General features: G+C 40.7%; 22 protein-coding genes and 11 tRNA genes. 3 read left to right on the top strand and 30 right to left on the bottom strand.

Going from position 1 to position 21,758, the window contains the following annotated elements; genetic code table 11:
* Positions 1–96: 96 nt before the first annotated feature.
* The 12 genes from ACIQYG_RS24930 to ACIQYG_RS24875 all read right to left on the bottom strand — a co-directional run bounded on the left by ACIQYG_RS24930 (position 97) and on the right by ACIQYG_RS24875 (position 1,833).
* Positions 97–170: transfer RNA gene (locus ACIQYG_RS24930), tRNA-Gly, on the bottom strand.
* Positions 171–203: 33 nt separating this feature from the next.
* A tRNA-Pro gene (locus tag ACIQYG_RS24925) sits at positions 204–280 on the bottom strand.
* Between the two features lie 7 nt (positions 281–287).
* Positions 288–364: transfer RNA gene (locus ACIQYG_RS24920), tRNA-Arg, on the bottom strand.
* Between the two features lie 18 nt (positions 365–382).
* Positions 383–468 (bottom strand) — tRNA-Leu (locus ACIQYG_RS24915).
* A 59-nt stretch (positions 469–527) separates the two neighbouring features.
* Positions 528–609, bottom strand: a tRNA-Leu gene (locus tag ACIQYG_RS24910).
* Between the two features lie 9 nt (positions 610–618).
* Positions 619–694: transfer RNA gene (locus tag ACIQYG_RS24905), tRNA-Lys, on the bottom strand.
* A gap of 10 nt (positions 695–704) precedes the next feature.
* Positions 705–779: transfer RNA gene (locus tag ACIQYG_RS24900), tRNA-Gln, on the bottom strand.
* Between the two features lie 77 nt (positions 780–856).
* A tRNA-Asp gene (locus tag ACIQYG_RS24895) sits at positions 857–932 on the bottom strand.
* A gap of 25 nt (positions 933–957) precedes the next feature.
* Positions 958–1,029: transfer RNA gene (locus ACIQYG_RS24890), tRNA-Glu, on the bottom strand.
* A 19-nt stretch (positions 1,030–1,048) separates the two neighbouring features.
* Positions 1,049–1,139 (bottom strand) — tRNA-Ser (locus ACIQYG_RS24885).
* A 7-nt stretch (positions 1,140–1,146) separates the two neighbouring features.
* Positions 1,147–1,221 (bottom strand) — tRNA-Asn (locus tag ACIQYG_RS24880).
* Positions 1,222–1,353: 132 nt separating this feature from the next.
* The gene (locus ACIQYG_RS24875) at positions 1,354–1,833 is read right to left on the bottom strand and encodes a SprT family protein (protein WP_048682064.1); all 480 of its coding nucleotides are present in this window, start codon (positions 1,831–1,833) and stop codon (positions 1,354–1,356) included.
* 83 nt (positions 1,834–1,916) lie between these two features.
* Between ACIQYG_RS24875 and cmpA the strand changes: the two genes are divergently transcribed.
* A complete protein-coding gene (gene cmpA, locus ACIQYG_RS24870) occupies positions 1,917–2,036 on the top strand; it encodes a cortex morphogenetic protein CmpA (RefSeq protein ID WP_089364909.1) in 120 nt (39 codons plus the stop codon).
* A 74-nt stretch (positions 2,037–2,110) separates the two neighbouring features.
* On the opposite strand, the gene ACIQYG_RS24865 is transcribed toward cmpA, so the two are convergent.
* The 14 genes from ACIQYG_RS24865 to acpS form a co-directional block, all read right to left on the bottom strand.
* On the bottom strand, positions 2,111–4,294 hold the full coding sequence (locus tag ACIQYG_RS24865; RefSeq protein WP_402843731.1) for a Tex family protein: 2,184 nt from the start codon (positions 4,292–4,294) through the stop codon (positions 2,111–2,113).
* Positions 4,295–4,386: 92 nt separating this feature from the next.
* Positions 4,387–4,998: a PP2C family serine/threonine-protein phosphatase gene (locus ACIQYG_RS24860; protein WP_402843728.1), complete on the bottom strand. Its 612-nt coding sequence runs from the start codon at positions 4,996–4,998 to the stop codon at positions 4,387–4,389.
* Positions 4,995–5,783, bottom strand: coding sequence for an RNA polymerase sigma factor SigB (gene sigB, locus ACIQYG_RS24855; protein WP_402843725.1), 789 nt, complete (start codon positions 5,781–5,783; stop codon positions 4,995–4,997). Before sigB ends, ACIQYG_RS24860 begins: the two co-directional genes overlap by 4 nt.
* Positions 5,761–6,234 carry an anti-sigma B factor RsbW gene (gene rsbW / locus ACIQYG_RS24850; protein WP_402843722.1) on the bottom strand — a complete coding sequence of 158 codons (474 nt, stop codon included), beginning with the start codon at positions 6,232–6,234 and terminating at the stop codon, positions 5,761–5,763. Before rsbW ends, sigB begins: the two co-directional genes overlap by 23 nt.
* Positions 6,231–6,563, bottom strand: a complete 333-nt coding sequence (locus tag ACIQYG_RS24845; protein WP_054400551.1) for an anti-sigma factor antagonist — start codon at positions 6,561–6,563, stop codon at positions 6,231–6,233. Before ACIQYG_RS24845 ends, rsbW begins: the two co-directional genes overlap by 4 nt.
* Positions 6,564–6,622: 59 nt before the next feature.
* Positions 6,623–7,633: a PP2C family protein-serine/threonine phosphatase gene (locus ACIQYG_RS24840; protein WP_402843718.1), complete on the bottom strand. Its 1,011-nt coding sequence runs from the start codon at positions 7,631–7,633 to the stop codon at positions 6,623–6,625.
* 9 nt (positions 7,634–7,642) lie between these two features.
* Entirely contained in the window at positions 7,643–8,044 is a 402-nt protein-coding gene (locus tag ACIQYG_RS24835) for an anti-sigma regulatory factor (RefSeq protein WP_034306373.1), read from the bottom strand.
* A gap of 3 nt (positions 8,045–8,047) precedes the next feature.
* The gene (locus ACIQYG_RS24830) at positions 8,048–8,404 is read right to left on the bottom strand and encodes an STAS domain-containing protein (protein WP_048682053.1); all 357 of its coding nucleotides are present in this window, start codon (positions 8,402–8,404) and stop codon (positions 8,048–8,050) included.
* Between the two features lie 2 nt (positions 8,405–8,406).
* Positions 8,407–9,234 (bottom strand): RsbT co-antagonist protein RsbRA, encoded by an 828-nt coding sequence (locus ACIQYG_RS24825; RefSeq protein ID WP_054398282.1) that lies wholly within the window; start codon positions 9,232–9,234, stop codon positions 8,407–8,409.
* Positions 9,235–9,647: 413 nt separating this feature from the next.
* On the bottom strand, positions 9,648–9,998 hold the full coding sequence (locus ACIQYG_RS24820; RefSeq protein ID WP_034306610.1) for a type II toxin-antitoxin system PemK/MazF family toxin: 351 nt from the start codon (positions 9,996–9,998) through the stop codon (positions 9,648–9,650).
* Positions 9,999–10,005: 7 nt separating this feature from the next.
* Positions 10,006–10,287, bottom strand: a complete 282-nt coding sequence (locus tag ACIQYG_RS24815) for a CopG family ribbon-helix-helix protein (protein ID WP_034306380.1) — start codon at positions 10,285–10,287, stop codon at positions 10,006–10,008.
* Between the two features lie 160 nt (positions 10,288–10,447).
* Complete coding sequence (gene alr / locus ACIQYG_RS24810) at positions 10,448–11,632, bottom strand: alanine racemase (RefSeq protein ID WP_402843712.1); 1,185 nt, start codon at positions 11,630–11,632, stop codon at positions 10,448–10,450.
* A gap of 223 nt (positions 11,633–11,855) precedes the next feature.
* Positions 11,856–12,860, bottom strand: coding sequence for a LolA family protein (locus ACIQYG_RS24805; RefSeq protein WP_402843710.1), 1,005 nt, complete (start codon positions 12,858–12,860; stop codon positions 11,856–11,858).
* A gap of 241 nt (positions 12,861–13,101) precedes the next feature.
* Complete coding sequence (gene acpS, locus ACIQYG_RS24800; RefSeq protein WP_402843707.1) at positions 13,102–13,452, bottom strand: holo-ACP synthase; 351 nt, start codon at positions 13,450–13,452, stop codon at positions 13,102–13,104.
* A 107-nt stretch (positions 13,453–13,559) separates the two neighbouring features.
* Here acpS and ACIQYG_RS24795 point away from each other — a divergent pair, with 107 nt between their 5' ends.
* Positions 13,560–14,150 carry a rhomboid family intramembrane serine protease gene (locus tag ACIQYG_RS24795; protein ID WP_402843704.1) on the top strand — a complete coding sequence of 197 codons (591 nt, stop codon included), beginning with the start codon at positions 13,560–13,562 and terminating at the stop codon, positions 14,148–14,150.
* A gap of 26 nt (positions 14,151–14,176) precedes the next feature.
* Here the strand turns inward: ACIQYG_RS24795 and ACIQYG_RS24790 are convergent, their stop codons facing one another.
* From ACIQYG_RS24790 to cshA, 3 genes are all read right to left on the bottom strand, one after another.
* Positions 14,177–15,640 (bottom strand): PH domain-containing protein, encoded by a 1,464-nt coding sequence (locus tag ACIQYG_RS24790; protein ID WP_402843702.1) that lies wholly within the window; start codon positions 15,638–15,640, stop codon positions 14,177–14,179.
* Entirely contained in the window at positions 15,633–16,106 is a 474-nt protein-coding gene (locus tag ACIQYG_RS24785) for a PH domain-containing protein (RefSeq protein ID WP_402843700.1), read from the bottom strand. The genes ACIQYG_RS24790 and ACIQYG_RS24785 overlap by 8 nt, the downstream gene beginning before the upstream one ends.
* A gap of 211 nt (positions 16,107–16,317) precedes the next feature.
* Positions 16,318–17,817 (bottom strand): degradosome RNA helicase CshA, encoded by a 1,500-nt coding sequence (cshA, locus tag ACIQYG_RS24780; RefSeq protein WP_048682025.1) that lies wholly within the window; start codon positions 17,815–17,817, stop codon positions 16,318–16,320.
* 1,222 nt (positions 17,818–19,039) lie between these two features.
* Here cshA and ACIQYG_RS24775 point away from each other — a divergent pair.
* On the top strand, positions 19,040–20,191 hold the full coding sequence (locus tag ACIQYG_RS24775) for a PP2C family protein-serine/threonine phosphatase (RefSeq protein WP_402843697.1): 1,152 nt from the start codon (positions 19,040–19,042) through the stop codon (positions 20,189–20,191).
* Between the two features lie 51 nt (positions 20,192–20,242).
* Here the strand turns inward: ACIQYG_RS24775 and ACIQYG_RS24770 are convergent, their stop codons facing one another.
* Positions 20,243–21,625, bottom strand: a complete 1,383-nt coding sequence (locus tag ACIQYG_RS24770; protein WP_402843694.1) for a UDP-N-acetylmuramoyl-tripeptide--D-alanyl-D-alanine ligase — start codon at positions 21,623–21,625, stop codon at positions 20,243–20,245.
* Positions 21,626–21,758 lie beyond the last annotated feature (133 nt).

Below are 21,758 nucleotides of genomic sequence, written 5' to 3'. Positions count from 1 at the left end.
AAATGTTTGACTTGCTCATTTGCTTTTTTGATAGTGTGTGCTCACTTAAAATTTAACGTTGGCGCTTTGTTTTGTTCAGTTTTCAAAGAGCAATAATGGAGCGGGTGAAGAGAATCGAACTCTCATCATCAGCTTGGAAGGCTGAGGTTTTACCACTAAACTACACCCGCATTTAATTTTAAAGTATTTTCAGAAAGAAATAATGGTCGGGAAGACAGGATTCGAACCTGCGACCCCTTGGTCCCAAACCAAGTGCTCTACCAAGCTGAGCTACTTCCCGTAAAATATGGTGCGCCCGGCGGGAGTCGAACCTACAACCTTCTGATTCGTAGTCAGATGCTCTATCCAATTGAGCTACGGGCGCTAATTTCTATGATGTTATTGGTGCGGCCGAGAGGAGTCGAACCTCCACGGGGTTTCCCCCACTAGGCCCTCAACCTAGCGCGTCTGCCATTCCGCCACGACCGCGAAAGCGACTTTGTAAGTTTAACACCTTTTCAACTTGATGTCAAGAAGAAAAATATCAGTGCGGGTGAAGGGACTTGAACCCCCACGCCTTGCGGCGCCAGATCCTAAGTCTGGTGCGTCTGCCAATTCCGCCACACCCGCGAAAATAAATGGTGAGCCATGAAGGATTCGAACCTTCGACCCTCTGATTAAAAGTCAGATGCTCTACCAACTGAGCTAATGGCTCTAAATAAAAATGGCTGGGCTAGAAGGGATCGAACCTTCGCATGACGGAATCAAAATCCGTTGCCTTACCGCTTGGCTATAGCCCAATAATCAAACATTAATTAACAGCCAGGATAATATTATATCACGATAATATCAGTTTGGCAAGTGTTTTTTAAAAAAATGGCGGTCCCGACGGGAATCGAACCCGCGATCTCCTGCGTGACAGGCAGGCATGTTAACCGCTACACCACGGGACCAGTATTTTGATTATACATAAGAAAGTGACCCATACGGGATTCGAACCCGTGTTACCGCCGTGAAAGGGCGGTGTCTTAACCGCTTGACCAATGGGCCTTGATATAAAATATGTGACTGGCGGAGAAGGAGGGATTTGAACCCTCGCGCCGCTTACGCGACCTACACCCTTAGCAGGGGCGCCTCTTCAGCCTCTTGAGTACTTCCCCAAAAAAATGGCTCCGCAGGTAGGACTCGAACCTACGACCGTTCGGTTAACAGCCGAATGCTCTACCACTGAGCTACTGCGGAATAATGAAAATTGGGTTCCTTTTTCACGCTCAAGGACCTTAGTGTTTGTCGTTAAGGACAAGTTGTTATCTTGTCGACTCTTATGATTATAAAGAGGTTGCAACCTAAAGTCAAGAGTTCTTTTGTGTTTTTTTATTTTTTTGTTTTTTGCTCCTTAAACCCTTGGTAAATCAATGTTCCGCGACATTTACCACAAACGAAACGGGTAGTGTCGATTCGTTTTTTCCTTATATATACCTGCTGACAGTCTTCACATTTATATTGAATTGTATTCATCTTTTTCTTTAATTGGTTAGATGGCAGCGGCTCGCAAAATCTCGGTGCCCCCACTTTTTTGAGTAAATGCTTAAAGTCCGCATCACGATGCTGGTACCCCTTCTTCTCGATGTGCAGATGGTAATGGCACAATTCATGCTTAATGATTCCAATCATTTCTTCCACACCGCGTTCATCAAGATACTTCTTATTGATTTCTATATTGTGTGAACGGAGCAAGTATCGTCCTCCTGTTGTCCGGAGACGCGGATTAAAACTCGCTTGGTGTCTAAAGGCCTTTTTAAAGTCTTTCAACGAAATTTCTTCTACTAGTTTTTGCAATTGACGATTATCCATTTCCCCCTCCCTTTCCTTGGTAACATGACAACCCATTATAACATAGACTAATAATACAATAGGAAACTAAGGGAGGAAAAGCTATGCCTAATTGGTTCCAGAATCAAATCCGCAAAGCCTTTTATGAAAAGGATTATTATCAAGTGAAGATGTTGAATCAATGTTGGTTTTTTTATCAAAAGAAAGAAAGTCTCAGGTTATAGATTCGACATTGTTCCAAATATAAATACATCATTTCAAAAAAACCCCTTCTAATATAGAAGGAGCTTAACATAGGCTAGTTTTGATCCTTTGGCTCGAGCATCGTTAAAGATACCCTTTGCTTTTGGGAGTCAACAAGTTCGACCCAAACCGTTACAACATCCCCAACGGCAACTACATCCAATGGGTGCTTTACAAACCGGTTGCTCAGTTTAGAAATATGCACCAGTCCATCCTGTTTAACACCGATGTCCACAAACGCACCAAAATCCACAACATTCCTCACTGTACCTTGTAACTCCATCCCAGTTTGCAGATCCTCCATTTTTAGTACATCCTGCTTAAGCAGCGGTTTTGATAACTCATCCCGAGGATCTCTTCCCGGTTTCATCAAATCATCGATGATATCTTTGATCGTAATTTCTCCAATTTCCAATTCATTGACCAAATCAGCAGGATTTAGCTTACCTAACTCTTCATTCAGTGCATCACTGCCTAAATCCTCAGATGTGAATCCCATTTTCTTCAATAATTTATTCACGGCACTGTAGTTTTCAGGATGTATCGCAGTTTGATCTAAAGGTTCATCTCCATTAATGATACGTAAGAACCCTATACATTGTTCATATGTTTTGGCACCAAGCCGGGGAATCTTCTTTAATTCCTTCCTGCTTGAAAACTTTCCTTCCACTTCCCTTTTCTTCACAATATTTTGAGCAACCGATTTTGATAAACCAGCTACATATTGTAAGAGAGACGATGAAGCGGTATTGACATTAACCCCCACCTGGTTAACAGCTGTTTCCACTACAAAGGTGAGGGATTCCGTTAACTTTTTCTGGGACACATCATGTTGATACTGGCCTACTCCCACCGATTGCGGATCAATTTTTACAAGTTCAGCAAGGGGATCTTGAAGCCTTCTGCCTATCGAAACGGCGCTTCTCTGTTCTACTTGAAGATCCGGAAACTCTTCACGGGCAATATCCGAGGCTGAATACACACTAGCTCCCGCTTCATTAACAATTATATATGAAATGTTCCCTTTCACTTCTTTTAGAATATCTGCAATGAATTGCTCTGATTCACGCGATGCCGTACCATTGCCGATTGCCACGATCTCAACTGAGAACCGCTGGAGTATTTCGATCGTTTTTTCACGGGCATCATGAAGTTTCGCAGCAGGAGGATGCGGATAGATTACACTGATATCGAGTACCTTTCCGGTTTCATCAATGACAGCAAGTTTACAGCCAGTCCGATATGCCGGGTCTAAGGCGAGGACCACTTTTCCTTTAAGCGGAGGCTGCAAGAGCAGGTTCCGGAGGTTTTCAGAGAAAATGTGGATAGCTTGATCCTCAGCTTTTTCCGTAAGCTCTTTTCTGATCTCCCGCTCTACAGAAGGCATGATCAAACGCTTAAGTCCATCCTCAATCGCAGATTTAAGAACAACTTGGGCTTCAGATTTGTTATTTTTAATGATTTTACGTTCTAGATGACCAATGATGACTTCAGTCCGGGGCTGGATGGAGATTCGCAAAACCTCTTCCTTTTCACCTCTATTCAGCGCCAATACCCGATGTGGTACGATTCTTTGAACGGGCTCCTCATATTCATAGTACATTTCGAAGATTTTTTTCTCGTCCTTCTCTTCATTTTTCACAGTTGAAACCATTTTTCCAGCTTTGAAAATTTCAGCCCTTATCCACTTCCTTAATTCCGCATCATCGGAAATATGTTCAGCTATGATATCCTGCGCACCTGCAATAGCCTCTTCAATAGAAGGAACTTCTTTTTCTGCCGATATGAATTCAGCTGCTTTTTCACTGACTCGAGGATGCATTTGACATTCCAAAAGCCAATTAGCCAGTGGTTCAAGACCCTTTTCTTTAGCAACTGTCGCTTTCGTTCTCCTTTTTTGTTTGAATGGCCTGTATAAATCCTCGACTTCCTGCAGTTTTGTTGCCTTCTCGATTTGTTTCGTTAATTCTTCCGTCAATTTCCCCTGTTCACCAATCGAACGCGTAACTTCCGCTTTCCTCTGGCCAAGGTTTTCTAGATAGTTCCATCTTTCCATAATGGAACGAATCTGCACTTCATCAAGTGAACCCGTCATTTCTTTTCTATACCGTGCAATAAAGGGGACAGTATTCCCCTCTTGCAGCATCTGTATAACGTTTTGGACCTGATGATTTTTCAAAGTCAGCTCATTGGATATTTGTTTTATCAATTCTTTTAATGTATCTTCCACAACGATCATTTTGTATACCTCCAACCTTTTGATCTAATATATATAGTCTAGCAAATGAGCGATGAAGTTGCGAATTCAATACAAAAAAGCTCACTTCCGAATTATGGCGAAAGTAAGCTTCCTAAAATGAAAGTTGTATCATCTGCAGTTAATGGACTGCTTTTTAATATGCATTGGGCGTTCTTATCGATAGGGACCAACCTTTTTAAAAAAGACTTGGCTCCCTTTAGTTCCAAACCATCGGAATGAAGAATGAATTTCGCATTTGGTTCATATTTGTATCTCTGCGTCCTGTATTTTTGTTTCCTGCCGGATAAATACCCTGTAACAGGTAAAGGGTAAACGAGTTTATCGTCGCTTGGATTATACAGGAAAAAGCGGATGTTACCCACCGAACTGTATACAAATTCATTCTTGTCATAAAAGATCTTCAAAATGGAAACGGCTGCCCCCCGTTTATCGACTAAAACTTGATTGCATACTGCCATTAGTGCTTCCACATCCAACTCATGATTACGTTTAACTTCCTCAATGACGGCATGGGAGGAATCGTATGCGTTTTTCCCGCTGCCTAGACCATCTGCCAGTACACACAAAAAATATTCTTCCGTATGAAGAAAATAGTAATCATCACCACAATAAACCATCCCGTTTTTAGACGATTGAGAGACAAGGACTTCTATTTTTTCTCCCCTCAAAATATCTTTGATCACTGAATTAACTCCGAGTTTTCAGCATTAATGGCTTCTTGAAGTTTCTTGATGGCGCGGCGTTGGAGCCTTGACACATGCATTTGGGAAATCCCAAGTTTATCGCCTGCTTCTTTCTGGCTTAAATTCTCTAAATAAGTATGTTGAATGATCATCTTTTCACGGTCACTCAGCACATGAAGCACCTTTTCAAGCACAAGACGCTGATTCACCTTTTCAAAACCTTCATCAACATTTCCGAATATGTCAAGCAATGTGACAGTACCGCCATCAGAATCCGCCTCAATAGAATGATCCACGGATAAAGCTTGATAGCTTTTTCCCATTTCCATCGCTTCTAAAACTTCTTCTTCGGTCACGCCTATACTATCGGCTATTTCATCTATTCTTGGTGAACGATGCAGAGTTGTCGTTAATTCCTCGACAGTCACCCTGATTTTCGGACCAAGTTCCTTAATTCTCCTTGGCACATGGACACTCCATGTTTTGTCACGAAGGAACCTTTTGATTTCCCCGATAATAGTGGGGACGGCAAATGCCTCAAAGCTCTTACCGAAAGATTCATCATAGCGTCGAATCGCACCTAATAAACCAATCATGCCGACTTGGGAGATATCCTCCTGAAATGATTTACCTTTCGCATACTTACGGGAAATTGTTTCAACCAAACTTTTATAATGGATGACCAGTTTACTCTGTGCTTCTTCATCTTGATTCTGCTGGTAAGCTCTGATCCATTCATTTACCTGTTCTCTTTGTGCCTGATTAGGTTGAGACTGTTTTTGCATCCATCTCCACCTGCTCTCCTTCTAAAAACTTAGTCATAAATACAGTAACCCCATCATGCTGATGAATTTTCACATCATCCATCAGAGTTTCAATAAGGTAAAGACCCAAGCCTCCTTCTCTCAATAGTTCGACCTTTTGCCCATTTTCATATGGACCCAGCCCTTGACGAACCTCTTCGAAATTACAGCTCTTGCCACTATCGGAAACCATGACCTCCAAACGGTCAGGATAAAGGCCGAAACTTACTTTCACTTCACCTTTTTCAGAATCCTTATATGCATGCTGTACCGCATTTGTACAAGCCTCACTGGTAGCGATTTTCAAATCCTCTATTTCATCATACGCAAATCCCATCCGGCTCCCTATTCCAGAAAGCGTTAAACGAATGACACCGATGAATTCTGGTTTTGCAGGTATTTTCATTTCGATGTAATCATATACTTGATTCATTCTAACCCACCCTCTGTACCACTTTTTATATCAATGATATCTGCAAGACCCGTTATATCAAATAAACGTCGTAACCTTTCCGATAAGCCAACTAATGTGAACTCACCATTATGTGCCCTTACGCTTTTAAAAGCACCGACAAATACCCCAAGTCCCGTACTATCCATATACGAAACTTCAGTTAGATCAATAGTTATCGAAACATTTTCCTGCTCTGAAATCGGAAATAGTGATTCCCTTAATTTCGGTGCAGTGTAGGCATCGATTTCACCTTTTAGTTTTACAATAAATTCAGTATTCAATTCATTAACATCTACTGTTATATTCATCCTTGACCCACCTCTTCAAATCCTCTTCATTCCTATATCTATACCCAGCAGAAACAATACTAAACATTCGATTTTAAAATTATTAATGTAAAATCATCCCTCAGTTGAAAGTTCTGCATTTTCTCCAATTGTTTATATATATTATTCACCATTTCCTGGGCTTGCAAATGCATATTCTTTTTAATGAAACCAATAAGCGTTTCCCTTTCTATGAACCCATCATTCGTCCGGCACTCCGTTACTCCGTCAGATAATAAAATGATCATGTCTCCACGATTCACCTTTTTTTCATATTGGCGATACCTTGTTTTTTTATCGACTCCAAGCAACAAGCCCTTTGCATCCAAATCGCTAAACGTACCTGTTGCGGCATCATAGTAAAAACCGGGTTCATGTCCGGCTGAAGCATAGGAAAATAGCCTGTCATGCGGATCATATAAACCATAGAACATGGTTATGAACATGCTTGGATCAACATTATGCTCCACAACACGGTTCAAACTCTCAAGCACACTATTCGGTTCATGACGATGCTCCGGAAGACTGTCCATCGCATATTTGATCATCGACATGCACAATGCAGCAGGGATCCCTTTTCCTATGACATCGGCTATCCCTACCCCTATTCGTTCATTTTCATCCTGGACGAAGTGATAGTAATCCCCGTTCATCTGCCTTGCCGGAACACTGATCGCCCCAATTTCAAGAGCTTTGATATCAGGGATTTCCGTTTCCAAAAGAGTATGTTGAACGTTTGCCGCTATCTCGATTTCCGTTTTCAGTTCCTGCTGTTGATGCCTTAGGCTTTGATGTTCACGGTATGCAATGCCGTAGCCCATCATGACTTCAAGCAGGAAGTCGAAAGAATCCAATACTTTTCCCGGTAATTCCGGGTAAAGTTCCATTAAGTTATTTTTATGCATACTGATGATTTCTTCTGGAGATATATTGTATTTGATATGTAGGCGGCTAATCTTTTGCCCTTGGTAGAGTGCCTGCTCATTTTGGTCTTTAAGATAAGTAGAAAGCGCCTCATGATACTTTTTCTCCATGTTCTCCCTAATATCCATAGTCCCCCCCTAACGGAGCCATTTCGTAGCGATAATCTTAGTCCCTTCACCTGGTATCGATTCAATATCAAAGTCATCCATTAAACGTTTGGCTCCAGGAAGGCCTGCCCCCAGTCCCCCTGAGGTGGTATATCCATCTTCCATGACTCTGCGGATATCCTCAATTCCCGGCCCTTGGTCATCTGCAATGATTTTCAATCCTGACTTCCCATTTATATTTAGCTTTTCTATGCTAACACTGCCTTGTCCAGCATATAGGTATATGTTTCGGGCCAATTCGCTAATGGCCGTTGTGATCCTGGCCTGGTCTACAGTACCGAACCCCAACTCTTTAGCGACATTTCTTCCGAGCTGCCTTGCAGCTACGATGTCCCATTCATTTATGATTTTTACGCAGGATTGGAACTCCATTCTTTAATCCCCCAATTCCTGTTGTAATTTCTCCAGGCCTTTCTCTAAGTCTAATGCTGTCAGAACATCATCGAGACTAATTCCAAGTTCAATTAATGTTATTGCAACAGCAGGCTGGATTCCCGTAATTACAACTTTGGCCCCCATAAGCTTAGACATGCTAAAGACATCGCCTAATACCTTCGCGATAAAAGAATCAATAAAATCTATTGAGGTAATATCTATAACAACGCCATTCGCGCTTGTTTCATGAATCTTATGCAGTAAATCCTCTTGAAATTGAAGGGCTGTCACATCATCCAATTCCCACTGTATAGAGACTAACAAGCAGTCATAAAGCTTTAATATCGGAATCCTCATTCTTATCCCTCCACCTTTACGATCTTACGGCTCGTTAATTCCAACGCAACTTCTATCCCTTTTTTCAACGTATTTTTTGTAATCACTTCATTTAAATTAATTCCAAGATTAACGATGGTTTGAGCTATTTCAGGGCGGATGCCGCATAGTATACATTTTGCACCCACTAATCGGACTGCTTCCGCAGCTTGAATGATATGATGGGCAACCATGGTATCCACGACCGGCACGCCCGTAATATCAATAAGAACAACTTCAGATCTATGCTTAACCACGCCAGTCAACAGGTTTTCCATTATCTGTTTGGCACGTTCCGTATCAATCGTACCAACCAGCGGCATTACTGTAATTCCTTCCAATACAGGAATGAGCGGTGCCGAAAGTTCTTGCAACGCTATTTTTTGCATGGAAACGGTTCTTTCCCATGTTTGAGTATATATATTGACTATTTCATTATTTATCGGTGTGGCCCATTTATCCAAATGGTTAACGAGATTGACTTGATTATCAGGAGTAACGAGACCCTTTTCCACCATTCCATTAATGACAATTAACGTGAATTTATGAAGTCCTTCATTGACGAAAGTAAGAGGCCATCCCAATTGGACGACTTTCTCGGCAAAATCTGAAAGCTTCAATGTGAATTCCTTGTTTTTACTATCAACGTTGGTGATGATCATATCTATAAATTCACTGCTCGTTTGCGTGAACATTCGATCTGAGACGACTTTAATTAACCTTTCGTCCGTACTTTCCTTCATGATGCCCATCCACTCAGTAAGGATGTAATCTTGATTTTGCTTAATAAAATCGTAAACCAATTGATTCATAATATCCTCCCATTCTAACACAATTGCTATGTTTCCCTGTCCACGTCACAAGGATGTTAACTAACTGTAATGTTATTTCCATTTGGATTCCCTTTAAGTTTCCCCACTGCACTTTTGCTTTTTTAGGTATTTACAACATAACTACATACCCGGAATTCAGGTAAGAAAAACATAAATTGATGAAAAGTTAGGGAGATAACATAAAAAACAATGACATTCCATCCAATATCTAACTGTATAATGTTTTTATTCGTCAAATTTTTCATATTTCCTCCCTGTTTCCCTTTTCGACATATGTTTATGTTATTTCATAAAAAAACACGATTCCCACAGTTGCAGGAATCGTGCCATCTAAATAATATCAAGAATGATTTGTATTATAATAACGCCCGGTTTTACGGGGAAAATTTTCTTTAAAACTCAATGAGGCCTAAACTGATTTGCAAAGCTTCATTGACTTTTTGCATCATCGGTTCGTCAAGATGCGTAATTTTATCAGTTAAACGCTGCTTATCGATAGTCCGGATCTGTTCTAATAAAATGACGGAATCCCGTTCGAATCCGTACTTTTTTGCATTAATCTCAACATGTGTAGGCAATTTCGCTTTTTGAATTTGAGCTGTAATGGCTGCCACGATCACAGTCGGACTAAAGCGATTACCAATATCGTTTTGTAAAATTAGTACCGGACGGGTCCCACCCTGCTCTGAACCGACTACCGGGGAAAGGTCTGCGAAGTATACGTCACCACGCTTAACAACAATCAATGGCTCAGCCTCCGCTAACTAATCGTTCAACGCAATGACCAGCCTCGAATTCAGCCTGGAAGGCTTCAGAAGCAATCGTTAAATTAATGGCCGCCATTTCAATATAACCGCGTTTCATCGATTCACGAAACTCTTTCTTTTTACGTTCGCGAAGATACATTTTTGTGGCACGATAAATAAATTCACTGCGATTAACATTTTCCTCACTCGCATACCCATCTAACTCTGTTAAAAAATTTTGAGGTAATCGAATTAATATCTCTCTTGTTGCGCTGGATTCAGACACAAACATACACCTCCACCATCACTACACACCTTTATTATATATCCTTTTCAATATTACCATTAAAATGCCTATCTGCAAAGAGTATATTCTATTCTCAATCCTATTATCAGCATAATAAAGGAAATCTTATTCACAATCTTAGGATTTTTTTACAATCCGCTCATTCCAAAATGAAGTTGCGTACATGATTCACCTGATTGTCTTTAATATATATGCGGGGCACTCTTGCTCCTATCATGCATGTTACCTCATAGTTGATCGTTTCCAGTTTTGCCGCTATCTCATCGACAGTAATCGATTCTTCCCCATCAATCCCCATTAGTGTGACCACTGTTCCTACAGGGTATGGTCCAGGCAGCTTGATCATGCATTGATCCATGCAAATCCGTCCGACTATGGGTACTCTTTTTCCATCCACAAGAACTTCCTGACCTTGCAGCTTTCGGATCCAGCCGTCAGCATAACCGATTGGCAAAGTCCCAATCCATTCATCACCTTCAGCCGTATAAGTCGCTCCATAACTAACGCTTTCACCCTTGGCAAGCTGTTTAACCGCGACCATTTCCGTTCTCAATGATATAGCTTGTTTTAATGGAAATGGCAATATCGGCTCCATCTCCATGGAAGGACTCAAACCATACATGGAAATTCCCATTCTTATTGCATTCCATTCAGAATCGGTGAACCTTAAAGAAGCTGCACTATTGGCTGCATGAATATATTCCGGCTTTCCAGTCAATTCGGAAAGCATTCCTTTAAAGAAAGCAAGCTGCGTTTCATAAAAGTCTGTCTTCATTTCATCCGCAGTCGCGAAATGAGTGAATATCCCTTGGAAATTGAAACAAGCTTCCCCCTTAAGCAAACTTTCCACTTTCATGAGTTGACCTTTATCCCGAACGCCGATTCTCCCCATGCCGCTATCCACTTTTACATGGATTTGCAAAACTTGTCCCGGTTTCAACAAATCCTTTGCCTTCTCCAACCAGGCTACATCGAAAACCGTCACGGAAATCCCATGCTCGGCAGCAAGTGCTGCACTTTCAGGCCTAGACGCCCCAAGTACAAGAATCGGGGCCAATATTCCCTTTTTCCGTAAGGCAAGAGCCTCATCCAAAAAAGCTACACTTAAAAAATCCGCCCCTGCATCAAGCGCCGTTTTAGCCACTTCATAGTCCCCGTGGCCATAAGCATTCGCTTTAACGACAGCGAAAAGACTAACGCCCTTTCTCAGTCTTTTTTTCATTGAAGAAATATTTTCAAAAATATTATCTAAATTTACTTCTGCCCACGTATCTCGATGAAATATTTTCGTTTCCAAGACCTTTTCCTTCTTTCCTACACTCACAATAAGATTCTTCCCAGTTGCGAAGTTTTCGTTTCATTATAGGACCATTCTATAACCAACCGCTAGAAAGATAAAGTGCTTTTTCACCTTGATCCTAATTTCCCAGCTGCCAGCCTAAATCAAAAAATGGATTAAAAAAAATGTCAACAAGCCGCTTCCCCGCCTATCCTACCTAGAAGGAACCTTCGTAAGGAGACGGGAAACATCAGCTTGTTATGTAATCCTATTTGACTGGATCTTCCCCAACCGAACGGGCGACTTCTATCATCTCTTCCTGTGTCAAATCCTTTGATGCAAGCATATAATCGACACCTTCAAAAGTCCATGCAATCGTATTTCCCGTCATGGCCCCGACAGTATATCCCAAATCAACAGGTTCTCCATTCACATTCGTCGAAACGGAAGTTTGAACTACCTCAGCTTTTTCCTGAACTAATGTAAAACTTTTTGTACCCTCATAGGTCAAAACGACACGCTCTCCCTTTTCCGTCGTAATTTCTTTTTCTTCCGTTAAATTCATATCACCGACATTTTCAGGGTATTTCACAGCAAACCCCTCATTTTGGACTTCTGCCATAACGGGCGCTTCAAGTTGTGCACTTGTCATGTTTTTCTTCATGTCAAATGAATCTTTATCAAAAGTCGTATCGAATTTAACTTTTGAGAATTCAACAAGAACCAACGCGGTCTTATCTGGGTCCATGACTTTTACACTGACTGGGGATAAATCCTTTTTGTTTATAGTAATCTCTTGATATGGCAACATTTTATTGTTTTGGTAGCGCGTTTTCGTTTCAAAGACATAATGTTTATCCGTTTCTTTATATGTCGCACTTTTATCTTCCGTAATGTCTTTCACCAACGACTCGAACAAATAGGCCTGACTGCTGTTCTCCGGCCACTCGCTTTGAAATTTAAAACTTTTATTCAAAGCTGGCGTCAAAACATATACACCATCATCATTTTTCAAAATCATCTGGCTTTGATCCTTCTCTTCATTTTTCAGATTTACGCGGTAAAAAGAAGGGTCCTTATGCCAAATCTCCACATTATACACTTGAGGTTCCGTCCCCATCTTTAATGTCATCTTCGCGTTAGCTTTATATCCTTTCATTTCGCCAAGCTTCTCATTCAATTCACTCACTACGTCACTCTGCGATTTTTGGCCGCAAGCAGAAAGAGCAAGCAAGAGCATGATCCCTGCAAAAAGCATTAACATCTTCTTCATCTTTTCAACCCCTTTTTGTCATTTGAACGTAAAAGGGAGAGGAAAAGGCAGGATCCGGACATTGGCTCGACTGATGTCTTAGATTCCTCAGTATTTTAGACAGACCAATTCTCGATCCGGCTAAAAACTTATCGAGAGCACCTACTCTGCCATGTACCTTTTACCGGGCCTTGTCTCCCTATAGCACTAAATGTATATGAGACAACCTCAAGGTTTATGACCCGATTGGACAAAACTCCTTTCACCCTTCAATTACGACTTGAGCAACCGCATAATCCCTGCTGTGGCTAATCGAAAGGTGGACCCCTTCAGAAAACGGCTTTGAAATCACCGGCTTTCCTTTATCATCCGTGATGATTTCAATGTCCAAAAAGGATAAGTGCTTACCTATCCCTGTACCGTTTGCTTTTGAAAAAGCCTCCTTTGCCGCAAAACGCCCAGCAAAATACTCGATCTTCCTTCTTCCATTTAACTTTTCGAAAATCAAGATTTCACTATCTGTCAATATACGCTCCTTTAAACGGGGCTGCCGATTGATCAATGTTTCCATTCTATCCAACTCAGTAATGTCCACGCCAATACCTTTAATCACTTTGACACCTCTTCTATTAATTTAATAAGTTGCATATCATTAGGAGGACTCTTTTACCTGAAAATGATAATATTGTATCTAATTAAAAACGATATAAGGAGGAATTTATGTTTACAAGAACAGAAAGCTTCCGCGAATACGCAAATTCTTATCGAGCTGTAACTGTGCTCATACTCATTATGATGATTGTATTCGTTCTCGTCCTTTTCCCCATACTTCCCGGCAATGTACTCTTTTATTATGGCACAGGTGTGAACTTATACATTGCTGATGGACAATGGTGGCGCTTGATCACCCCCATCTTTCTACATAGCACGTTTACACATTTACTGTTTAATGGATTCTCACTTGCCATATTTGGTCCATTCCTGGAAAAATTACTTGGAGCCGTCAAGTTTTCAATCTTCTTTTTATCGACAGGGATCCTTGCCAATATCGCAACTTTCCTAATTAACCCACTGACATATAACCACGTAGGTGCTAGCGGAGCAATTTTTGGTTTACTCGGATTCTTTCTATACCTTGTACTGTTCAATAAAACCAATTTTACTAACAACGAAAGAAATACAGTATATACATTGACCGGCATTGCCATTATCATGACTTTCATTCAACCGCAAATCAACGTTGTCGGTCATTTGGCTGGACTGGCAACCGGCTTTTTGACAGCTCCTTTATTCTTACGAAAAAAATGGTAGGCCAAACAGCCGACTCTTCCTTTCAATCATTGGGAGTCGACTGCTTTTTTAGGTAAATACCATGATTTAATTATTAGGCAATCCTTTTCTTCCACATCAGCAACCATGCCTACCCGGGAGGTAATTCCTGATTTAATCGATGCTGAAATAGTGGCTAATTCTTTTCGATTCTGAAACCAACTTTTTTTATATGTGATTGATTGAATCCTGCTTCTTTGCATGATCAATGTTTGCTTCGAGAAAAAACGGCTGCTCAATAGCAATAAATCCCCTTCTATGCACCATCCTGCATCTCTATATTGCATGTAAGCCCAAAAAATCGCCAACGGTACAAGTAAAAGGGAAAAATAACCCCAAGGTCTGAAAAACCATACCAAGGCACCGATGATCGGGATGAGGAATAGAAACTTATGAAACACATACCGGGAAAGTGCACGCTTGGGTATCTGTGTCATCTCCGTGTCTGTTTCATAAACCGGTAAAATTTCCAGGATTTTCTTTTGTAAATGCTTCTTCCTGATTAAAGGGAACAGCATGATGGAAAGACTTTCTTTATCTTCCATACTCCCACCCGCATATTCAATATAAACCGTCGCCAATCCCAATGGCTTTCGAATCAAATTTTCCATGATCCGGATACCTTGAATTTTATGGATAGGGATTGTCAGCCGTCTTTTCTCTAGAAGCCCCCTGGAAATGACGATTTCCTCATCCGTTTTTATCACGGTAAAGGAAGCGTATTTAATTACCATACTTAATGTGGCCAGTACATAAACCACCAATAAAGCCACAAGGGCAAACAAGGTCAGAATGAAGGTCCCCATTTCAATAAAATCTTCATAATCCTTAAATATCCTCTCAAAAGGTATCATTTCATCGAACTGTGAAATGAAAGCGACTGCCCCGGATAGGAAGACACCTACCGCTCCCGAAGTGGCAGCCATAACGAATAGTTGCGGCAGCGTCTGCTTAAAAACGGAAGACGATTTTGCTGCATATTCATTATCCGCGATTTCATCTTCATCCTTATCAAAAGGATTATTCGCATTTTTTTCCTCACTTATAAAAGCATTGATTCGATCCGCATCACTTTTGCTTATGGCTGATAATACGGCATCGGCCTGAGACCCGCCTGCCGTTTCAATATTCAGCTTCACCAGGCTGAATACCCTCTGGATAACGCCCTCTGATATATCTATGCTATGAATCCGATCAAACTTAATATACCGTTTCTTTCTTACAAACACCCCGGACTCAATTCTGAATTCGCCCTCTTCTATCCGATATGTAAAGCGTAACCATTGCAAGAATGCATTTCCTATAATTAAAAGTATAATAATGGCTATGACCAGAGGTTGTATCCATCCGGGAATTCCTTCATTATTCCCCGGAATGACGACCACTAATAAAAAAGGGATGACTAACTCCTTAATCGATTTAATGATGTTAAGCAATACAGCTATGGGGTGAAGCCTTTTAGGTTCAGACATCTTCTTCCTCCACACTTGCCATCCTGGAAATATAGTGCCGCAATTCATCTGCCTCAGCTAGGTCCAGGGCAGGGATAACATGAAGGGTAGCTGCAGTGGAAATTTCAACGGATGCTAAATCATATTTTCTTAATAATGGCCCTTGCTTCGTTTCAACATGCTGAACCCTAATCATGGGTATGAGTGTTCTTTTTATGACGAAAATACCACTTTGGATATCAATTTCGGTATTTCTTACTTCGTAACGCCATCTCTTCCATTTCACCGATGGAATCAGAAAAATGGCCAGATAGGATTGGATAATCGAAATTATGATCAACGCTCCGAACACCCAATATGTCCAATCAAAAATGATTGTAAGCACAAGTACGGCGATGCTTATTATCCAAGTTATTGAACAGCTTATAAGTCCACTGATTTTCCATACGGTCAGGGCCTTATTCGATATACGATTTTCTGGTTCCATGTGCTTCTCCTCTTCCGGACAGGTAATTTTAAATGAATCTTCATCATTTAACCCTTCGCTTTCATCCATTATACTATAATTAAATACTGGGAAATAACCCCTTTTTAAACAAAGGCTTTGAGCAGTCCATCCAAAAACCGTGGATACCTTCATGATGAATTGGAGATGCACATAAAAAATGCCGCTCAAATGAGCGGCATTTCCAATTCAATTAAATCTTATTTGTTTTTTCTCTTTTTTGGCTCGTGCTGCGGTTACCGTAACCATTCGATTTACGGTTCGTGCTTGGGCGTTTCCCTGATCCGCTACCGTAATCTTTTCTGCCTGAAGAACTGCGGCCATTGCGCTGTCTGTTACCAGAAGATCCGCTGCCTCCGCGATTGCGACGCATTGGAGATGGAGATTCTTCCGTTAACTTGATAGGCGTTTGATCCGGTTCTTTTGTCATTGATTTAAGCATGGCTGCAACTAAATCCGCTGCGCTATGTTTTTGCAATAACTCTTCCGCTTGACCGAGGTATAAAGTTAAATCCTCATTCTCGATTGTATTAAGGATTTTTTCCGTTACTGCTTTTTGTTGACCTTCCAACGCTTCAGTTAACGTAGGAGTCTTAAGTTTCTCCATACGTTTTTTCGTTGTATGTTCAACTGCATGCAGTTGGCCTCTTTCTCTTGGTGTTACAAACGTAATGGCTATACCATGTTTACCTGCACGTCCTGTACGTCCAATACGGTGAACGTAGCTTTCCGGATCTTGAGGGATATCAAAGTTGTATACGTGAGTAACGCCGGAAATATCAAGTCCACGTGCAGCCACATCGGTAGCAACGAGTACATCGATGCTGCGGTCTTTAAACTTTTTCAATACAGAAAGGCGTTTTGCCTGGCTAAGGTCACCATGAATCCCTTCAGCCATATAACCGCGGATATTCAATGCAGATGCCAATTCATCCACACGGCGTTTCGTACGTCCGAAGACGATGGCAAGATCCGGTGTTTGAATATCGAAAAGGCGTGCAAGTGTATCGAATTTTTCACTTTCTTTTAACTCCAAGTAATATTGTTCGATACGGTCCACTGTCATTTCTTTTGCTTTTACACGTACAAGAACGGGTTCCTGCATGAATCTTTCAGCAATTTTACGGATCGGATCAGGCATTGTAGCTGAGAAAAGCAATGTTTGCCTTTCATCCGGAACCGTTGAAAGGATTAATTCGATATCCTCAATGAATCCCATGTTAAGCATTTCATCCGCTTCATCAAGAACTACAGTGTGAACTCCGCCTAATTTAATATTTTTACGTTTGATATGGTCTAAAAGACGACCTGGCGTACCAACGATAATATGTGGTTTTTTCTTTAAAGCACGGATTTGGCGGTCGATGTCTTGTCCACCATAAACTGCAAGTACACGAGCACGTTTTCCGTAACCAAGCTTGAAAAGTTCCTCGGAAACTTGAATGGCCAGCTCACGTGTAGGTGCGATGACGATCCCTTGCACGTTTTCGTTATTAATATCGATGTTTTCCATCAATGGAATACCGAATGCTGCTGTTTTACCTGTTCCTGTTTGCGCTTGACCGATTATATCTTTACCTTCAAGTGCTAGAGGTATCGTTTGGGATTGAATCGGGCTCGCTTCCTCAAATCCCATTTTTTCTATTGATTTCATGGACGTTCTATCTAATCCTAATTCGCTAAACAATGTCAATGTTTTCGTACTCCTTTTTATATCGTAAATTTACACGTGCATATCATGCACAGATGTTTAGTTCAAATCCTCATCATCATGACGGATGTTCTACTTTATCTCTTAATAAAAAGTTTATCATTATCACCTAAAAGTATCTGCCTTTTAGTTCAAATGAACTCAATATGATTTTTTAAAAAGGAAATATACCAGTACGGACATTCACTGGCATTTTTAACTTCGCGCACGTGTAAACTTATCATTAACATACGCTCATCTTTTTAAAAGTACATGTAACCAAAATTAAATTCAATATGGAAAATTAAAAGTAGCATAAACGGGTGTTTGACCGTTTTATTCAGGTGAGGGCTGCTGCACCTATTATTCATCAGACTTAAAAAGGCTGTATGAACAAAACTTGACGAGAGCCAAGATTCTTATACAAAACAGGCCCGGTGCGTTGAGGATTTGCAGAAGTGGAAAAGCGCAAAATGCGGCTTGATTCCCTAATAGCTACTAAAGCCGCCAAGAGATGCAGCTTTTATATATGACCAGACGCGCGGCCTATTTAATCTAAAATAATCTCAAGAATTAACTCATGAAACATGTAAGAACATACAATTTTGTTGCCTCAACCTGATTAATTCAAATAATCATCAATGATAAGACATTTAAACTCATACTCATATTACCATTTTCAAACTGTTAATGCAATAAAGGATATCGCCCCATTCATAGTTACTAAAAACTTTAGATCGTTTCAAAAACTGGGAAATTGGATATCACTACCTGATAATTGTGCAGCTGATTTATTCAACAGGATTACCTTAGTTACTATATCCTATCATGCGTAAGTGGATTCAGACTGTACACGACAGTTGGCTTCAGAAACCCAGTTAAAGGATTTAGTAACTAGTCCTGTTTTAAAATCACGGTCCGGGATAGACCATTCCAAACCATTTACTGTATCCATGTAAATTTTTTTTACAAAACGAACATCCATTTATATATCATATGAGTTTAAATCAAATAGTTTCAACAAACAGGAAGGATTAATTCTAATGATAACACCCTTCCACGGTACCCCCGTTGGAAAAAGAAAGGACTTATCATGAACCCTCTTTGGATTTCCAGGTATATGGGATCATTAAATTTTAGAAAATTCCATCTTTTTTCTTAAAAATTATAGCAAATTAATCTAAATGCAGTATGATTGACCTATCAACAAATCAACGGGGGTTATATGAACATATTCACAATAGATGTTCCTTTATGTAAGGATTTTGGTCGAATCTTAAAGAAAATGAACAAGAAAGTCACCTTTTTGGAGGATCCACTCAATCAAAGTCATCTATTCAAAGATTCAACGGACTTAATGAAATCATTATTTATTTTGCCTTTAAACATATCAAAAGATTCTTGGCAGCAAACTTCTTTATTCGCTTTAGCTGAATCTCACGAAATCCCTATCTTATTTCTTTACAAACGCGCTTTAGGAATGGAGCACCCTCTTGCCTTACCGGAAAAGACCTATTATGACACCATGGCGGTCCCTGCCGATTCAGTAGAAGTCAGGATTAAATTAAAGTCACTCAAAAACATCGGCATGCAACTGTTTTCGGCAAAAATGAAGGGGCAACAGCTTGAAAAGATGCACCAAAAAACAGCAAGGAGCCTGCGGATTGCAAAGGGCATTCAACTTTCAAGTTTACCTTTGTCGATCAATAATGAAGATATAGAGGTCAAAGGTCTTTTTCAGCCTTCGAGTGAGCTATCAGGCGATTTATTTTACTGGACGGAGGTTGATGACAGGATATACGGCTTCATAATGATCGATGTATTCGGAAAGGGCATCCACACAGCACTTATAAACATGTCCATACGCACATTGATCCCCGACCTTATCAAACGTGTAAAAGACCCTATTTTCATAACAGAGGAATTGGACAAACATATGCGGGACCTATTGCAAGGAGTTAATCGGGAAAACAAAAACCACGCTCGGATTACAGCCTTCATCGCATACGTGAATACAAAGGATCGACTCATCGAATATGTGAACTACGGACTTCCTTCAGCCTTTTTGTATTCCCCACGCACCAATCAAGTTCTCAATTTAAACGAAGGGGCCACCCCAAGGGGACTGATCCCCGAAATGCCCATAAAAAAAATGGCCTTTCATTATGAAGCAGGAAGCCGTTTCATCATCTATACAGATGGGCTCTCTAAAACGCCCACACCTTCCGCCATTGACCGATCTGACAGTATCCAGAGGGAATTCATTGAAAATGTCCATCTCGATACAAATGACCTTCTTCAGGAACTGTTAGCCTCAAGGATGAGGCATTCAGTGATTAACGATGACATCTGCATTATTGCCGGGACACTTTTTTAAGCACGATAAAAGGGCCGTTTCAAAAAAAGAAACGGCCCTTTCTATGTTTTTTTATTTTTGTAGAGCTTGAACGACTTCCTCCAGCTTCATGCCCCTGGAAGCTTTAACGAGTATGATGTCATTTGCCTGTGTGGACGACTTAAGTTCCTCTATAAGCTCCTGCTTATCTTGAAAAGGACGAACCTGATCCGATGAAAAAGACTTGCTCGCTCCCTTGGCAATAAACTCGGCTAAAGGACCATAAGTGAAGATCTTATCGATCTGCTCATTGGAAATTAATTCACCAATTTTCAAATGAAAATCTTTTTCCTGCGGCCCTAACTCCAACATGTCTCCCAATACAAGGATTTTTTTATCGAATCCAGATAATCCCTCAACCAACTCCACTGCTGCCTTAACTGAAGTTGGACTGGCATTATATGCATCATTGATGATTTTCTGCCCTTTTGCGCCTTCAACCAATTCCATCCTCATATTGGTTAACTGAATGGTCGATAGACCTTTACGGATTGCTGAATCATCCACATTGAATTCTTTAGCGACCAAGATGGCTGCCAACGCATTAAGAACATTATGATGGCCTAAAACAGGAATCTCATAACTGATCTCCTTATCACCTCTTGCGATTGTAAACGCGGTACTGTCTGCCCCTTGGCTAATGGTCTGTGGATATAAATCATTTTGTTCCGTACGTCCAAAAGATATTACGTTTAAATCAGGAAAATCCTTTTTGATCCGATTGCGAAGCAAAGGTTCATCACCATGATAGATCAGCGTTCCATCTTTCGCCAAACCTTCAACAATTTCCAACTTCGCATTCGCGATTTCCTCACGTGACCCTAAATCCAATAAGTGTGATTCACCAATATTGGTAATGATTGCTACATCAGGTTTAGCCATTTTGGATAAAAACTCGATTTCACCACGGCTGCTCATTCCCATTTCCAAAACAGCCGCTTCAGTATCCTCTGCCATAGAGAGCACCGTTAGTGGCAAACCTAAATGATTATTGAAGTTTCCATTTGTTTTATGAACCTTATAGGTAGTGGCCAGCAGCGCAGCCGTCATATCTTTCGTAGTGGTCTTACCGTTGCTGCCTGTTATCCCAATGACTTTCATATTCAGCTGCTGACGGTAGGAACGCGCCAATTGCTGAAGTGCTTTCTCGGTATTTTCAACAATGATTATCGGTAAATCTTCAGGAGAATTCGGAACATCCCTTTGCCAAAAAGAAGCCGCAGCCCCTTGTGCTAAAGCTTGCTTGACATACTGATGGCCGTCAACCTGCTCACCCTTAAGCGGAATGAACAAACATCCTTCCTTAACCGTTCTTGAATCAATGGTAACTCCATTAATTACTTTGGACTGGAATGGATTGATATCATTCAATCCCCCTGCCATTTCATGTACTTGTTTTAACGTTCTCTTTATCATTTTGTTCCTCCTACATTCATCGAACCGTTAATCGTTCTCCATTAACCAAACGAAGCAGAAACCAGTTTAAATCGCACCGGTTCCTGCTGATTGGAATCCATCAAATTCAATGCTAGATGGATTGTGGAGTTTA

It is taken from the genome of Peribacillus sp. NPDC096622, assembly GCF_044762665.1.
Classification (GTDB): domain Bacteria; phylum Bacillota; class Bacilli; order Bacillales; family DSM-1321; genus Peribacillus; species Peribacillus frigoritolerans_B.
Note: the sequence above shows the minus strand (reverse complement) of the source record. Positions and strands in the feature narration are given on the sequence as shown.

Coding starts and splice junctions, on each gene's coding strand:
- ACIQYG_RS24835 (WP_034306373.1), bottom strand. CDS start 8,044: ATGGAGTTCCAATCCTGCGTAAAAATCATAAATGAATGGGACATCGTA.
- ACIQYG_RS24875 (WP_048682064.1), bottom strand. CDS start 1,833: ATGGATAATCGTCAATTGCAAAAACTAGTAGAAGAAATTTCGTTGAAA.
- ACIQYG_RS24770 (WP_402843694.1), bottom strand. CDS start 21,625: ATGATAAAGAGAACGTTAAAACAAGTACATGAAATGGCAGGGGGATTG.
- sigB (WP_402843725.1), bottom strand. CDS start 5,783: ATGCAAAAACAGTCTCAACCTAATCAGGCACAAAGAGAACAGGTAAAT.
- ACIQYG_RS24865 (WP_402843731.1), bottom strand. CDS start 4,294: ATGATCGTTGTGGAAGATACATTAAAAGAATTGATAAAACAAATATCC.
- cmpA (WP_089364909.1), top strand. CDS start 1,917: ATGCCTAATTGGTTCCAGAATCAAATCCGCAAAGCCTTTTATGAAAAG.
- ACIQYG_RS24840 (WP_402843718.1), bottom strand. CDS start 7,633: ATGGATATTAGGGAGAACATGGAGAAAAAGTATCATGAGGCGCTTTCT.
- rsbW (WP_402843722.1), bottom strand. CDS start 6,234: ATGAATCAAGTATATGATTACATCGAAATGAAAATACCTGCAAAACCA.
- ACIQYG_RS24790 (WP_402843702.1), bottom strand. CDS start 15,640: ATGTCTGAACCTAAAAGGCTTCACCCCATAGCTGTATTGCTTAACATC.
- ACIQYG_RS24845 (WP_054400551.1), bottom strand. CDS start 6,563: ATGAATATAACAGTAGATGTTAATGAATTGAATACTGAATTTATTGTA.
- ACIQYG_RS24795 (WP_402843704.1), top strand. CDS start 13,560: ATGTTTACAAGAACAGAAAGCTTCCGCGAATACGCAAATTCTTATCGA.
- ACIQYG_RS24775 (WP_402843697.1), top strand. CDS start 19,040: ATGAACATATTCACAATAGATGTTCCTTTATGTAAGGATTTTGGTCGA.
- ACIQYG_RS24785 (WP_402843700.1), bottom strand. CDS start 16,106: ATGGAACCAGAAAATCGTATATCGAATAAGGCCCTGACCGTATGGAAA.
- ACIQYG_RS24805 (WP_402843710.1), bottom strand. CDS start 12,860: ATGAAGAAGATGTTAATGCTTTTTGCAGGGATCATGCTCTTGCTTGCT.
- ACIQYG_RS24830 (WP_048682053.1), bottom strand. CDS start 8,404: ATGAGGATTCCGATATTAAAGCTTTATGACTGCTTGTTAGTCTCTATA.
- ACIQYG_RS24825 (WP_054398282.1), bottom strand. CDS start 9,234: ATGAATCAATTGGTTTACGATTTTATTAAGCAAAATCAAGATTACATC.